The organism is Bradyrhizobium sp. (genome assembly GCF_049512235.1).
Classification (GTDB): Bacteria; Pseudomonadota; Alphaproteobacteria; order Rhizobiales; family Xanthobacteraceae; genus Bradyrhizobium.
This window is the reverse complement of the sequence record NZ_JBEKXH010000017.1, coordinates 1-14152: the sequence shown is the minus strand read 5'-3', so window position 1 is coordinate 14152 and position 14152 is coordinate 1. Positions and strand designations below refer to the sequence as shown.

Below are 14152 nucleotides of genomic sequence, written 5' to 3'. Positions count from 1 at the left end.
CGAACCCTACGCTTGCCCGGCGCAACCAAGTATGGCTGTTAGGGGTGGGTTCGACAAGGCGGCCCGTGGGCGTTGGATCCTTAGCTTCTGCATCAACTGCCAGCCGCACAGGAGATGGTATCGTGGACGGCGACCCGACCTTGGAGCGCATTGCACGCGGCAATGGACTGGCGCTGTGCGCCACCGGTTCGTGGACCGCAGGTTTTGCGCCGGCGCTCGAGCAGATCGTGGCCGACGCCGAAAAGCTGACCGGCAGTCGGCCCAACATCTTTATCGACGCGTCGCAGCTTTCCAGGCTCGACACCTTCGGGGCCTGGCTGATCGAGCGGCTGCGCCGTAGCCTGACCGAGGGCGGGGTCGAGGCCAAAATCGCCGGGCTTTCGGCGAACTATTCCAGTCTGGTCGACGAGGTCCGCCGGGTTAGCGCGGCGCCCGAGCTCAAAACCCCATCACTGACGGTCACGGGGATTCTGGATCAGTTCGGCCGCATCGTGGTCGGCTCCGGCACCACGGTGATCGGCTTGGTCGACATGCTTGGCGCCGTGCTCACTGCCGCGGCACGGGTGGTGATCCACCCGTCGGGCTTCCGCCTGACCTCGACCGTGCACCATCTCGAGCAGGTATGCTTTCGCGCAGTCCCGATCGTCGCCCTGATCACATTTCTGATCGGCTGCATTATCTCCCAGCAGGGTATTTTTCATTTCCGCCAGTTCGGTGCGGATATCTTCGTCGTCGACATGCTGGGCGTTTTGGTGCTGCGCGAAATCGGCGTGCTGCTGGTGGCGATCATGGTGGCGGGCCGCTCCGGCTCAGCCTACACCGCAGAGCTCGGTTCCATGAAGATGCGCGAGGAGATCGACGCGCTGCGCACCATGGGGTTCGACCCGATCGAGGTTCTGGTGCTGCCGAGGCTGCTGGCCCTGATCATTGCGCTGCCGATCCTTGCCTTTCTCGGCGACATGATGGCGTTGTGGGGCGGCGGGCTGGTGGCGTGGCTTTACGGTGGTATCGATCCCGAAGCATTCCTGCTCCGCCTGCGCGACGCGATCTCGATCGATCACTTCACGGTCGGCCTGATCAAGGCGCCGGTCATGGCGGCGGTGATCGGGATCGTCGCCTGTGTCGAGGGGCTTGCGGTCGAGGGCAGCGCCGAATCGCTCGGACAGCACACGACGTCTTCGGTGGTGCAGGGAATTTTCTTCGTCATCGTCATGGACGGCGTATTCGCGATCTTTTTCGCCTCGATCGGAATGTGACGATGGCGCCCGAAATATCCGATGCCATCATCCGGGTTCGCGATATCTCGGTGCAGTTCGGCTCAACCAAGGTCCTGGACGGGCTCGATCTCGACGTCAGGCGCGGCGAAATCCTCGGCTTCGTCGGCCCCTCCGGCGCCGGCAAGTCGGTTTTGACCCGCACCATCATCGGCCTCGTTCCCAAGGTCAAAGGACGCATCGAGGTGTTCGGGATCGATCTCGACGCCGCCAGTCGCACCGCGCGGCGCGGCGTCGAGCGGCGCTGGGGCATCCTGTTCCAGCAGGGAGCCTTGTTTTCCTCGCTGAGCGTGCGGCAGAACATCCAGTTTCCGGTGCGCGAATATCTCAACGTCAGTCAGCGGCTGCTCGATGAGATCACGATCGCAAAACTCGGCATGGTGGGATTGCGCCCCGAAGTGGCCGACCGTTTTCCTTCGGAACTGTCCGGCGGCATGATCAAACGGGTGGCGCTGGCGCGCGCGCTGGCGCTCGATCCCGAACTGGTCTTTCTCGATGAGCCGACCTCCGGCCTCGATCCGATCGGCGCCGGCGACTTCGACGAACTGGTCCGGACCCTGCAGCGCACTTTGGGTCTGACGGTTTTCATGGTAACCCACGATCTGGACAGCCTTTATACTGCTTGTGACCGCATCGCCGTTTTAGGGAACGGTAAGATCATTGCCGCAGGATCGATGGCCGACATGCAGGCCTCGCAGCATCCCTGGTTGAGGGCCTATTTCCACGGTAAGCGTGCCCGCGCCGTCATGGGCTAGATCATAGCGTCGGAGTTGGTTGATGGAAACGCGGGCGAACTTCGTCCTGATCGGGTTGTTCACAGTGGCGGTGATAGCCGCGGCTTTCGGTTTTGTCCTTTGGTTCCAGAGCCTCCACACCACCAAGGCGCGCAGCCCGCTGCGCGTGATCTTCGAAGGTCCCGCAGCCGGCCTGCGTACCGGAGGCAGCGTGAATTTCAACGGTATCAGGGTGGGCGAGGTGATCTCCGTGAAGCTGGACAACCCGCGTCGTGTGGTCGCACTGGCCATGGTGGAAAAAAACGCCCCGATCCGCAAGGACACCCTGGTCGGACTCGAATTCCAGGGGCTGACCGGGGTCGCGGCGATCTCGTTGAAGGGCGGCGAGGAGGCCGCGCCCGAGGTGCCTCTCGACGAGGATGGCGTCCCGGTGCTGAAGGCCGATCCGAACGCGCTGCAGGACGTCACCGAGGCGATCCGTGGCACGCTGCAGAACATCAACAGGGTGGTCGCCGACAACCAGGAGGCGGTGAAAAACTCCCTGCATAACCTCGAGACCTTCACTGCCTCGCTGGCGCGCAATGCCGAGAAGATCGACAACGTCATGCTCAAGGTCGACGGCGTCATGGGCAAGGCCGACAATTTGATGCTGGGTCTCAACTCCCTGGCCGGCGGCAAGGAGGGCGGCGAACTGTTCCAGGCGGTGAAATCGATCCGCGAACTGGCGGAAGATTTCGACAAGCGCTCGGGCCTGTTGATGACCGATGGCCGCCGCACCCTCGGCGACATCAGCCGGGCGGTGAACAATCTCGACCGCAACCCGACCAGGCTGCTGTTCGGCGCCGGCAGCAACGGCAGCAACAGCAACGCGGCAGCGCCGGCACCCACGTCCGCGCCCGGCGAGAAGAAGAAGCCATAGGGCGGTCAAGGGGCGAACCGTCGCAGCATAATGCGCCCACCGGCCGGTCGCGCTCAGTAGCAGCTGCGCGGGTCGACCTGAACGTACTGTCCCGACGGATAACGATAATAGCAGCCGCCTTGCGACAGATAATATCCCGGCCGTTGCGCAGCTTGCGCGCCGACGATGGCGCCGGTCGTTCCACCGACGATGGCGCCGGCTGCAGCGCCGCCCGCCCGTCCCGTCAAAAGGCCGCCCAGCAAGCCGCCCACGATGGCGCCGCCGACCGCGCTTGCAGCCGGGTCCGGCGGTGGTGGTGGCGGCGGCGGCGGCGGTGCATAGGCCACGGGCGGCGGCGGGTAGCCCGGTGGCGGTGGATAACCCGCCGCGGGCGGCGGTCCATCCGGGCCGTCGTCCGCGACCTCGACATCGGACACATAAGCGGGTGGGCCATCCATCGGCTGCGGGTAGTAGTACCAGGCGCCTCCGACATCCCACCACCAGCCGTCGCGGCCGTTGCGCCTTTCGTGATGCCAGCGTCCGCCCTCCCAGGCGAACTGGCCGTGATAGGGGTGTCCACCGAAATCGCGCGACGGCACCCCGCGCGCGAAGCCGGCATCGTGCGGCCCGCGGCCTGGCGTCGGACCAGGCCGGCCGGGGCCCGGGTGGACCGCCTGGGCTCCCGGGCGGCCCGGCGCCGCCTTTGAGGGGGGCCCGTTTGGTTCCTCCGCCTGCGCCGGCAGCGCCAACGCGGTCAGGATCGATAGCAACGGGAAGACGATTCTGGAGCGCCTGAACATGTTCATTTTCCCCCTCCGTTCATCATACCTGGTTCCAAAGGTTTTGAACCGCGCCATCCCAACTGATGTGCCTTGCGGATCGAGGCTCGCCCTCGGGCACAACTGCTTCGTTGACAGATGGCGTCCGCAGCATTGCTGACCAGCTTCGCTCACTTTGTCTTGTTACAAATATGTAAGGCTGCGTCAGGTGGCAGCGACAGGACATCCCGGCCGCGGTCTTCAATTGCAGGGGTTGCCGCATATCGCGGGACTCATGCGGGCTAGCCCAAAACAAACGGAGGCATCGCTGCCTCCGTCCAGCATCGTCCGATCAGCTCGCGCCTTTACCCGAGGCGTCCGGCCGCATGGGCGAGCAGGGTATAGACCATGCCGGTCTCGGAGCTGAGGTGGCCGCGCAGCGCCGCGGGGCCGCGCTCATCGCGCGCGACCTCATCGAGCAACCGCTCGAACTCGGTGATGTAGCGGTCGACGGTCTGCTTGAAGCTGCGGTCGGCGCGATATTTGCGGGCGACCTCGTCGAACGCCTTCTGGCCGGCCGGCGTGTAAAGCCGCTTGGTGAAAGCCTTGCTCTCGCCGCGCTGGTACCTACTCCACATCTCGGAAGCGAGATTGCGGTCCATCAGCCGGCCGATATCGAGCGACAGCGACTCCAGCGGGTTGCCTCCGGCCGGCGGCGGACGCGGGCGGGCCGGCTCGCGGTTGTTGGCGCTGGTATCCGCACGGTTCAACAGTTCGGAAAGCCAGCCATCGCGGCCCTGGTCGGGGCTTGCGGGGCTTACCGGCGGGGCTTCGGTGCGGCGCGCCGCCGCCGGCTGGCCGAGATCCAGCGGGGCTTCAGCACGGCGCGCAGCCGGCATGCCGATATCCGGCGGTGGCAGGTTAGAGGCGCTGCCGCCTTCGCGCGGGCGCGGCGGCCCCGACCGCAACGGCACGGCGGCGGCGGCGACCAGCATCGGCTCTTCCTCGCGCGGCGGCGGCGCACTGGCGCGGCCGGCGCCCGCGACGTCAAGCCCGCGGCCGTGATGGGCGACGATCCTGTTCAGTTCCGCCAGGGCCTCGATCTGGTCGACGATCACCTTGCGCATCTGCGCCGTACTCTCGGCGGCCTCCTGCGGCATTTCCAGCACGCCGCGGCGAAGCTCGTTGCGGGTGGCTTCCAGTTCCTGATGCATCTCGGCAGCCATCTGCTTCATGCTCGTCACCATGGTGGCGAAGCGCTCGGCGGTCTGCTTGAACATCGCATCCGCCTCCTGCGTGGTCTGCTGATAGACTTCAGCCATGGCGTCGGCCGTCAGCCGGCGCTCCTCCTCGGCGGAAGAGCGAACGGCCTCGAATTGTCGGCTGATCGCGGCAGAGCCGGCGCCGGCGGTTTCCGCCACCACGCGCGCGATATCGCGCGCCCGCTCTTCCGCGGCGGCCAGCGATTCATCGAGCAGGCCGGTGAATCGTGACAAGCGCTGATCGAGATCGGTGGTCCGCAGGTCGATGGTGGTGACCAGCGATTCGAGCATGGCCTTGCGCTCGGCGACCGAGGCGGTGGTGTTGCGGTTGCTTTGCTCGACCATCGTTGCGGCATCGGCCAGCGACCTGCCATGCTCGTCGAACTGGCCGGACAGCGAGCCGAGATCCTCCAGCGCCTTCGAGGTTTTGCTGTTGAAGACATTCAACTGGTCTTCCAGCATCTGGGTCGCGGCGCCGTTGCGCGAGGTAACGTCATTCATGGCGGAGACGAAGTCGGCCACCCGCGTCACCAAAGCGCGCTCGAGCGAATTGAGATTGTCGTGGGCGCCGGTAAGCACTTCCTGCAGCAGGATATTGCCCTCGCGCAGCCGTTCGAACAAAGCGACCGTATCGGTGCGCAGGATCTTGGCGGTTTCCTGCATCTCGGTCACCGCGGCGATCGAGACCTGGCGCGACTGGTCGATCGCCCCACGCGAGGCCTGTTCGAGATCCTTCAGCGACTTGTTGATGGCGCCGGTGGCCAAGTCGCCGGCCGAAGTGATCGTCCTCGCGACGTCGGAACCATGGTTCGTCATCGACTGCGCGAAGGCCTGACCCTTGGTTTCGATCGATCGCAGGGAATCCGCGGTGACGCGGTCGACTTCGGTCGTGAGCAGATTGGCTTTGGTGCCGATCGCCTCGACCAGCGATCCGCGCTTGCTGTCGATCATCTGCGACAGCCGATCGGTCTGCTGATGCACATAGGTGACGATTTCGTCGGTCTTGCCGGTCATGGCTGAGCCGAACGATCCACTGGCGGCGAGAACCGAACGTTCGATCTCCGCCGATGCCGACTTAATCTTGGTACTGACTTCGTTTGACACCGCCACCAATGCGGTCTGTGCATTGAGCGCGCTGGCCTGGATATTGTCCGTGGTATTGGCGGTGACCGTGCTGAGCGACCGCTCGATATCGCCGGAGATCGCCTTGATCTGGCTGGCCGCTTCGTTTGACGTCGCGTACAGCGAACTTTGCGCCTCGCGCGCGCTGTGGAGAATGGCGGCGGCCGTGTCGGCCCCGACCGCTGTCAATGTGCGTTCGACATCGACCGCCAGCGACTTGACATGACTGGCGGCATCGCCCGATGCGGCGACCAGCGTGCTTTGAGCCTCCCGCGCGCCGGCGGTAATCGTATCGGCGGTCGAAACTCCGGCGATCGACAAAGCGCGCTGGACATCAGCCGCCAGCGTCTTGACATGATTGGCGGCATCGCTCGATGCGGCGACCAGCGTGCTTTGAGCCTCCCGCGCGCTCGAGGTAATCGTATCGGCGGTCGAAGTTCCGGCCAGCGACAACGAACGCTGGACGTCGGCGGTCAGTGACTTGACCTGGCCCGCGGCTTCCGCGGAAGCGCTGACCAGCGTAGCCTGTGCCTCGCGTGCACCGGCAACGATCGACTCGGCGGTGGAAGTGCCGGCAATGGATAGCGACCGTTCGATGTCGACCGCCAGTGACTTGACATGTTCGGCGGAATCCGAAGATGCGGAAATGAGGGTGGTCTGGACTTCACGCGCGCTGGCGAGAATCGAGCCCGCGGTTGCCGAACCGGCGGCCGAAAGCGTGCGCTCGACGTCGGCGGTCAGCGACTTGATCTGGGTGACCGTATCCGAGGACACCGTTACCAGGGTGGCCTGGGCCTCGCGGGCGCTGGTCAAAATCGTGTTCGCGGCGCCATTGCCGGCAGCGGACAGCGTTCGTTCGACGTCGGCGGACAACGACTTGATCTGGGAGCTTGTATCCGAGGAAGCCGTCACCAGGGTGGCCTGGGCCTCGCGGAAGCTGGTCACGATCGAGTTCGCCACGCCGGTCCCGGCGGCGGACAGCGTACGTTCGACGTCGACCGACAACGATTTGATCTCGGAGCTTGCATCCGAGGACGCCGTCACCAGGGTGGCCTGGGCCTCGCGCGCACTGGTCACGATCGAGTTCGCCGCGCCGGTCCCGACCGAGGTGAACGCGCGCTCGATCTCCGCCGCGGTCAGCTTCAGCTGCGCGCCGACGTCGGAAGAAACCGTCAGCAGCGACTGCTGGGCCGCGCGCGCGCCGGTCTGAATGGTCTCGCTGGTGTTGACCACAAGGTTGGTCAGCGAGCGCTCCGCATCTTCGACGTGGGACTTGATGCCCTGCGACAGTTCCTCGGCGCGGGCCATCAAGCCGTCGCTGGCCTGCCGCCCGCTGCTCTCGATACGACCCGCCACGGCTTCGACCCGCGAACCCAGCAGGTCTTCGAACTGCGCGACGCGCGCATCGATATCGGCGGCAACCGAGCCGACCCGGGTTTCGATGCTCTGGTGGATTTCCTGGAACCGCGCCGTGATGGTCTCGGTGAGCTGGCCGCTGCGAGCATTGATGGTTTCGGTCACATCGGAGACGCGCCGGTCGACCGCATCGATCGCCTGGGCGGTGCCGTCGGTGAGCGAGGTAGTGAGCAGGGTAAGCCGCGAATCGATCGAGTGGATCGCCTGCGCGGCGCCATCGGTCAATGACAACGCCAGTGAGCCGAGCCGGTCGTCGATGGTTTCGGTGACCGACCTTGCCCGTGAATCCAAACTCTGTTCGAGCGACTGCAGCCGGCCGTTGATGGATGCGTCGAAGGATTTGATCTTGCCGTCGAGCGAGCCGCCGAAGGAGTCGATGGATGCATCGAAGGACTGGATCTTGCCGTCGATCGACTGGTCCAGGGATTTGATCTTGTCTTCGAGCGAGCTGTCGAAGGAGCGGATGGATGCATCGAAGGACTGGATCTTGCCGTCGATCGACTGGTCAAGGGATTTGATCTTGCCGTCGAGCGAGCTGTCGAGATTGGACACCCGGGTTCCGAGCGTGGTTTCGAATTGCAGCAGACGCTGATCCAGCGAGGCGGTGATCTCGCCGCCGTTCGAGGTCAGGCGGGTGTCGAAGTTGTCGACATAGCTCTTCAGGGTGTCGGCGATGGCTTCGGTGCGCTGCCCCATGCGATCGACGATTTCGCCGCCGAAGGTTTTGACGGTACGGTCGAATTCCGAGATGTGGCGGGTGATGAGGGCGCCCAGCGTGCCGCTGTCGCGGGCAAATTTCTCCGCGAGCTCGCTGCCCTGGTTCCTGACCAGCTCATCGAAGGCGCTCATCTGCAGGGAAAGCGTGTCGTGCGCGGTCTCGGTCTGGCTCACGACCTTGGCCACCAGCGAATTGACGGTAACGTCGAGGGCGTCGCTGGCCTTGTCGCCGCTGGACAGGATCTTGGTCGCCAGACGATTGCCCGCGTCATCGATCTTGCCGACCAGGTCGCCGCTGCGCAGTTCAAGCTCCAGCAGCAGCGAATCGCCGGAATTCTTCAGCGAGTCGTGAACCTGCTCGGTGCGGTCGGAAATTCCGTCGACGATGGAGGAAGAGCGCTGTTCGAATTCGCTGGTGATACGGTCGATCCGCTCGTTCAGCATCTCGTGGACGCGGTCGGCCAGTTCGGCGAACTCGTCGTGGACGTGCCCGGTCTTGAAGTTCAGGCTGGTGGTGAGGCGCTCAGAAGCGTCGAGCACGGCGCGCGTGGTCTCGGCGCTGGCTTCCTCGAGCCGGTCGAGCAGGTCGCCGCCGCGCTCGCCGAGCGCAAGGATCATGTTGTCGCCGGCATTGCTGAGCGCGGAGGTGATGTGGGCGCCGCGTTCTTCCAGCGCCCCGGTGATGCTCTTGGCCACCTCGTCGACGCGCGAGGCGATCGCGTCCGAGATCAGCGCGATATCGTGGCGCAGGTCGATCTGCACGCCGGAGATGGCGCTGCGAACCTGCTCGGCCTGGCCGACCAGATTGTCGCGCTGATGGGCGATATCCTGCAGCAAGGCGCGGATGCGCACCTCGTTGTCGGTGTAGGCGCGCTCCAGCGCCGAGACTTCGTTGGCCACGAGGGTTTCGAGTTCGCCGGCCCGCGCGATGGCGCGTTCGACGCCGTCGCCCATCGCCGCGACCTCGCGGCGGATCGCCTGACCGACGGTCACCATCGAATCGCTGGCGGCGTTCTCGGGTTCGGAAAAGCGGATCGCGACCTGCGCCATCGACTGCGCGATCATCCGCAATTCCTGGCCGCGCCAGGACAGGCTGGCCAGGAAATAGAACAGCAATACCGGCGCCAGGAACACCGCGCCAAGCCCGGCCAGCGCCAGGATGCCGCCGCCGCCCTGGACGACGGAAGCCTGCAGCGAGGGCAGAAAGCTGAAGGTCAAAAGCGCCGCGCCGAGAATCCAGAACCCGGCGAATACGGTCGCCAGCACATAGACGTTGCGGGCGGGACGGCCCTTCTGAATGGCCTGCAGAATCTGCCCGATGGTTTCGCGGTCGTCATTGGCGGCGCGGCGGCCTGGACGCGCCGGTTCGACAGCATCGTAGGTCGCCGCGTCGGGATTGGGACGGCTATCGAATGTGATCTCGCCGAAATTCGATATCGACGGCGGATTTGGCGCCGCTGCATCGTTCCGTGCTTCGCTCTGTGCTTCGTTGCGCGCCGAGCTCCGCCCGCCATCCGCCACGGAAACGTCGCCGATGTTCAGGGCTTCCTGGATGGCGGAAAGCGCCACTTCCGTGGGATCTTTGACCTTCTTTGGATTGTTCGCCATGTTCAGTCTGAGCCCTCGTTACACTTTTTCGGCATCCCGGGGCGAGTAGCGTGAACGCCGCTCGCAAGCTCGAAGCCGGTGACATGCCCTACATGGTGCAAAAGTGCGGCGTTTCGTCCGTCGCGCTGTGCCTGCACCGGGCTACATCCTATTGGTTAGGCGATGCGAATGAAATGGTTCGAGTAATACAATCTTAATCATCGTTAACAGCAGCGCGCTGTAACAATTTACCGTCCCTCAGGTTTGTCTCCGCTGTGCGACTGTGGCGATACCTTGTCAAAAACATGGCCTGGCTGCCGCTGATGGCACGAGATATTAACCATTGTCGTGCTTGGCTGGCGGAACATCGCTGCCGGGTCGGCAGGGCCGGCAGATTCCCGAGGCCATCGTCATGCCGCTTGATCCGGATCGGATCGATTTTATGCCATCGCCGCCGACATCTCCCGACGACATTCCGATCGATATCGGGCATCTCGGACGCATGACGCTCGGCGATGCCAGTCTGGAGCGCCAGGTGCTGGCGATGTTTTCGGCCCAGACCGACAGCCTGATCGGCGCGCTCACGGCCTTGCCGGCTGACGCCGCCGCGCTGGCACATAAACTGAAGGGCTCGGCCCGCGCCATCGGTGCCTTTCGCCTCGCCGATGCGGCTCACCGTCTGGAAGCCGCGATCCAAAACGGCGCCGCCCCGGCAAAGCCGCTCGGCGATCTCGCCGATGCCGTGGCGCAGGCGCGCTCGGCGGTCGAGGCGATGCTGCGCCGGTCCTGATCTGGAAGTCCTCAAGCCAGCGGCAAAACGGCGTCGCAAGTTTGTCGGCCGACCGCTGGCGCGGAGCTAGTCGACCCGTTATAGGACAGCCGGACCCCTCTCACGCGTTAGTACGAGCAAACATGGCCAAGATTCACTTTGTCGACCACACCGGCGAAACCCGCATCATCGATGTCGAGAACGGCGCCACCGTGATGGAAGCCGCCATCCGTAACGCCGTTCCGGGGATCGAGGCCGAGTGCGGCGGCGCCTGCGCCTGCGCCACCTGCCATGTTTATGTCGATGAGGCCTGGCGCGAGAAGGTCGGCGCGCCCTCGCCGATGGAAGAGGACATGCTGGATTTCGGCTTCGACGTGCGGCCGAATTCGCGGCTGTCGTGCCAGATCAAGGTGACCGACGAACTCGACGGTCTGGTGGTCGCAACGCCGGAGCGGCAGGCCTGAGCCACCCTTTGTCACTACGACGATCGCTTTCGCGCCGGCTCACGCCCGATCTATTCCGCGCCGCATCCAGGGCGCAAAATTCCTGATGATGTCCTCCGTCAGTGGCGCCGGCTTGCGGGTGATCTCATCGATCAGCACCGTCACCGCTTGCGCCGACGCCACGCATCTGTCTTGCGAAAACACCACCTGATCGAACGTCACCGAGGTGCGGCCGAACCTGGCGACACCAAGCCCCATTTCGATGGTGCCGGGCCAGCGCAGCTCGGCGCGGAAATGCATATCGAGCCGGACCATGATCCAGGCGAGCCCCGGCGGCATCAGTCCCAGGCTGCGATCCTTCATCAGCGTGACGCGGCCGGTTTCGAAATAGGTTGCATAGACGGCGTTGTTGACGTGCTGGTTGGGATCGAGATCGGCGAAGCGCACATTGTCCGACAGCCGGTAGGGATAGTCTTGAAGGCGCGGCGCTGCGTCGTGACGGGCGGCTGCGTTCACGGGGCCTCCTTTGCGTGATTTGCCGTCCTTACAGCGCAGTTGTCGAATTACGGCAAGGGGTTGCCGCGGCCGCCGTGAGCCAAATTATGGCTTTCCTCGCTGCCCCGCCTTGGCTAGACAGGCGCAGCCGAAAGACACTGCGGCCCTCAGTTTCCCCCGCCAGCCCTGTTCAACCGAAAAGAAGCGATATGAGCGAAGCGATCAAGACCGATGTGCTGATCATTGGCGCCGGCCCCTGCGGACTGTTTGCCGTCTTCGAACTGGGCCTTCTGGACATCAAGGCGCATCTGGTCGACATCCTCGACAAGATCGGTGGCCAGTGCGCCGAGCTCTATCCGGAAAAGCCGATCTACGACATTCCCGGCATTCCCTTCGTCACCGGCCATGGCCTGACCGAGGCGCTGCTGGCGCAGATCAAGCCGTTCAACCCGACTTTCCATCTCAACGAAATGGTGGAGAAGATCGAGAAGATCGGCGACCCCGGCTTTCGCGTCACCACCGATGCCGGGCAGGTGTTCGAATGCAAGGTGGTGGTGGTTTCCGCCGGCGGCGGGTCGTTCCAGCCCAAGCGGCCGCCGGTGCCGGGCATCGAGGCCTATGAAGGCACCTCGGTCTATTACTCCGTGCGCAGGATGGAGCAGTTCCGCGACAAGAATCTCCTGATCGTCGGCGGCGGCGATTCGGCGCTGGACTGGACCCTCAATCTGCAGCCGATCGCCCGGCGCGTAACGCTGTTGCACCGGCGTGACGATTTCCGCGCGGCACCTCACAGCGTCGAGCAGATGCGCGCGCTGGTTTCTGCCGGCAAGATGGATTTGAAGATCGGCCAGGTCACGGGGCTGGAAGGCGAGGGCGGCATGCTGACCGGGGCCACCGTCAAAGGCAATGACAACGCCATTGCAAGAGTCTCCTGCGATAACCTGCTGCCGTTCTTCGGCCTCACCATGAAGCTTGGGCCGGTGGCGAATTGGGGCCTTTCGCTTCAGAACAATCTGGTGCCGGTCGAGACCTCGGCCTTCGAGACCAGCGTGCCCGGCATCTTTGCGATCGGCGACATCAACACCTATCCGGGCAAGCTGAAGCTCATCCTGTGCGGCTTCCACGAAGGCGCGCTGATGGCCCAGAAGGCGTACCGCTACGTCTATCCGGACAAGCGGCTGGTGTTCCAGTACACGACATCGTCGTCGAGCCTGCAGAAGAAGCTCGGGGTCCACTGAGCCTGCTCGGAAAAATCCGCTGCGGCGGTTGCGGCGGTTTTGTGACAGGGGCGGGCGTTTTGCGACCCCTGACCGGCGGGACGCGCGGCTGGCGCCGGAAAAATGCTCCGATGCATGATTGGGGCACCGTCTGATCGCAAAAGCGTTATCCACTTTTGCGCCACAGGCGCTAATATTGCGCATCGGACAATGCGCGGATCAGGTGATGATGATGTCGACTGCTATCTCCAGACTTCGGCCGGTGCTGCCGGCCATCGCCGCCTTGGCCATGTCGCTCGCCCTCGCCCTGCCGGGGCAAGCCGCGGAGCCGTCGGCCGCCGGGCTGTGGCAGAAGATCGAGGACGGCAAGCCCGTGGTGTGGGTGCTCGTCGTCGATCACAACGGCATCTTCGAAGGCGTAATCGCCAAGACCTTTCCGCTTCCCGGCGAAGCCGACAACGACGTTTGCGCGAAATGCACCGACGACCGCAAGAACGCGCCGGTGCTCGGCATCTCCTTCATCCGCGACATGAAGCGCGACGGACTGAAATACGAGGACGGCAACGTGCTCGATCCGCGCGACGGCAAGATCTATCATGCCAAGATGAGCGTCAGTCCGGACGGCCAGACCCTGACCATGCGCGGCTACTGGGGCATCTCCCTGCTCGGCAAGAACGAGACCTGGTACCGGTTGCCCGATACAGAGATGGCCTCGCTCGATCCGGCGATCATTGCCAAGTACCTGCCGGAGCAGGCCGCGGCGTTGAAGCCGCCGGTCGCGATGGCCAAGTCGGCAGTGGCCGCGAAAAAAACCGCGCCCACGCAACCGCCGAAGTGATCTTTCCACCGCGCCGCCGCGGCGTACTGGATCACCCGGTCAAGCCTGGTCAAGCCGGGTGATGCGAAAGACCGCACCTTTGCTCCTGTTAAGCCCTGTTAATACAGGGGCGGAAACAGGGCATCCCGGTTCCTGTGTTGGATTCGCAGGGTTAAGCAAAAGGCGCTCTTCGCGCCGTTGCCCACCTTGGCTTGAGATGATTCTTAAGTTGGTGGGCACGCCATCGGTTCGCGCATTCGCGCGACCCGGCGGCTTTGCCCACCCTACGCACGCTCTCCGCGAGTCGAGCTACTCGAGAGAGCCCCTCACCCCAACCCTCTCCCCGTGAAGAACGGGGAGAGGGGGCGCACCGCCGTTGCCGCGGGATCGCGCCTTCCATCATCGGGCTCCCGATCCACATTAATGATTCACTTTTCAAACAGCCGATCACGATCTTTCAAACCGTCATTCTTTCAGACCGTCATTGCGAGCGCTGGCGAAGCAATCCAGCCTTGGCGCCTGCGAAAAGAAAGCTGGATTGCTTCGTCGCAAGGGCTCCTAAAAAGAAACAACGCGTTAAGGCATTGATTTTTCCTTCTTTCTTTTTTGCATTTCAGGCGGCCTTGGCGATGGGCTGCAGGGT

At 64.1% G+C, this 14152-nt stretch carries 10 protein-coding genes; 7 read left to right on the top strand and 3 right to left on the bottom strand.

Features of this window, described 5'->3' with window-relative positions; translation table 11 throughout:
* The first annotated feature begins 122 nt into the window (after positions 1–122).
* From ABSG20_RS02960 to ABSG20_RS02950, 3 genes are read left to right on the top strand one after another with little or no spacing between them, the layout of a single operon-like run.
* Complete coding sequence (locus ABSG20_RS02960; protein ID WP_423862989.1) at positions 123–1256, top strand: ABC transporter permease; 1134 nt, start codon at positions 123–125, stop codon at positions 1254–1256.
* Positions 1257–1258: 2 nt separating this feature from the next.
* Positions 1259–2029 (top strand): ABC transporter ATP-binding protein, encoded by a 771-nt coding sequence (locus ABSG20_RS02955; protein ID WP_423862988.1) that lies wholly within the window; start codon positions 1259–1261, stop codon positions 2027–2029.
* Positions 2030–2051: 22 nt separating this feature from the next.
* Positions 2052–2927: an MlaD family protein gene (locus ABSG20_RS02950; RefSeq protein WP_423862987.1), complete on the top strand. Its 876-nt coding sequence runs from the start codon at positions 2052–2054 to the stop codon at positions 2925–2927.
* A gap of 53 nt (positions 2928–2980) precedes the next feature.
* Here the strand turns inward: ABSG20_RS02950 and ABSG20_RS02945 are convergent, their stop codons facing one another.
* A complete protein-coding gene (locus ABSG20_RS02945; RefSeq protein ID WP_423862986.1) occupies positions 2981–3712 on the bottom strand; it encodes a hypothetical protein in 732 nt (243 codons plus the stop codon).
* A 317-nt stretch (positions 3713–4029) separates the two neighbouring features.
* Entirely contained in the window at positions 4030–9789 is a 5760-nt protein-coding gene (locus ABSG20_RS02940) for an apolipoprotein A-IV repeat region-like domain-containing protein (RefSeq protein WP_423862985.1), read from the bottom strand.
* Between the two features lie 391 nt (positions 9790–10180).
* Here ABSG20_RS02940 and ABSG20_RS02935 point away from each other — a divergent pair, with 391 nt between their 5' ends.
* Both ABSG20_RS02935 and ABSG20_RS02930 read left to right on the top strand, forming a co-directional pair.
* A complete protein-coding gene (locus tag ABSG20_RS02935; RefSeq protein ID WP_423863004.1) occupies positions 10181–10558 on the top strand; it encodes an Hpt domain-containing protein in 378 nt (125 codons plus the stop codon).
* Between the two features lie 122 nt (positions 10559–10680).
* Positions 10681–11001 (top strand): 2Fe-2S iron-sulfur cluster-binding protein, encoded by a 321-nt coding sequence (locus ABSG20_RS02930; protein WP_423862984.1) that lies wholly within the window; start codon positions 10681–10683, stop codon positions 10999–11001.
* Between the two features lie 39 nt (positions 11002–11040).
* Here the strand turns inward: ABSG20_RS02930 and ABSG20_RS02925 are convergent, their stop codons facing one another.
* Complete coding sequence (locus tag ABSG20_RS02925) at positions 11041–11496, bottom strand: acyl-CoA thioesterase (RefSeq protein WP_423862983.1); 456 nt, start codon at positions 11494–11496, stop codon at positions 11041–11043.
* Between the two features lie 188 nt (positions 11497–11684).
* Between ABSG20_RS02925 and ABSG20_RS02920 the strand changes: the two genes are divergently transcribed.
* Together ABSG20_RS02920 and ABSG20_RS02915 are read left to right on the top strand one after the other, a co-directional pair.
* A complete protein-coding gene (locus ABSG20_RS02920) occupies positions 11685–12713 on the top strand; it encodes an NAD(P)/FAD-dependent oxidoreductase (protein ID WP_423862982.1) in 1029 nt (342 codons plus the stop codon).
* Positions 12714–12924: 211 nt separating this feature from the next.
* A complete protein-coding gene (locus tag ABSG20_RS02915) occupies positions 12925–13530 on the top strand; it encodes a DUF2147 domain-containing protein (RefSeq protein WP_423862981.1) in 606 nt (201 codons plus the stop codon).
* The last annotated feature ends 622 nt before the right edge of the window (positions 13531–14152 follow it).

Excerpts from the sequence above, each read along its gene's own strand:
- ABSG20_RS02955 (WP_423862988.1), top strand. The coding sequence starts at position 1,259 with ATGGCGCCCGAAATATCCGATGCCATCATCCGGGTTCGCGATATCTCG.
- ABSG20_RS02950 (WP_423862987.1), top strand. The coding sequence starts at position 2,052 with ATGGAAACGCGGGCGAACTTCGTCCTGATCGGGTTGTTCACAGTGGCG.
- ABSG20_RS02945 (WP_423862986.1), bottom strand. The coding sequence starts at position 3,712 with ATGAACATGTTCAGGCGCTCCAGAATCGTCTTCCCGTTGCTATCGATC.
- ABSG20_RS02940 (WP_423862985.1), bottom strand. The coding sequence starts at position 9,789 with ATGGCGAACAATCCAAAGAAGGTCAAAGATCCCACGGAAGTGGCGCTT.
- ABSG20_RS02935 (WP_423863004.1), top strand. The coding sequence starts at position 10,181 with ATGCCGCTTGATCCGGATCGGATCGATTTTATGCCATCGCCGCCGACA.
- ABSG20_RS02930 (WP_423862984.1), top strand. The coding sequence starts at position 10,681 with ATGGCCAAGATTCACTTTGTCGACCACACCGGCGAAACCCGCATCATC.
- ABSG20_RS02920 (WP_423862982.1), top strand. The coding sequence starts at position 11,685 with ATGAGCGAAGCGATCAAGACCGATGTGCTGATCATTGGCGCCGGCCCC.
- ABSG20_RS02915 (WP_423862981.1), top strand. The coding sequence starts at position 12,925 with ATGTCGACTGCTATCTCCAGACTTCGGCCGGTGCTGCCGGCCATCGCC.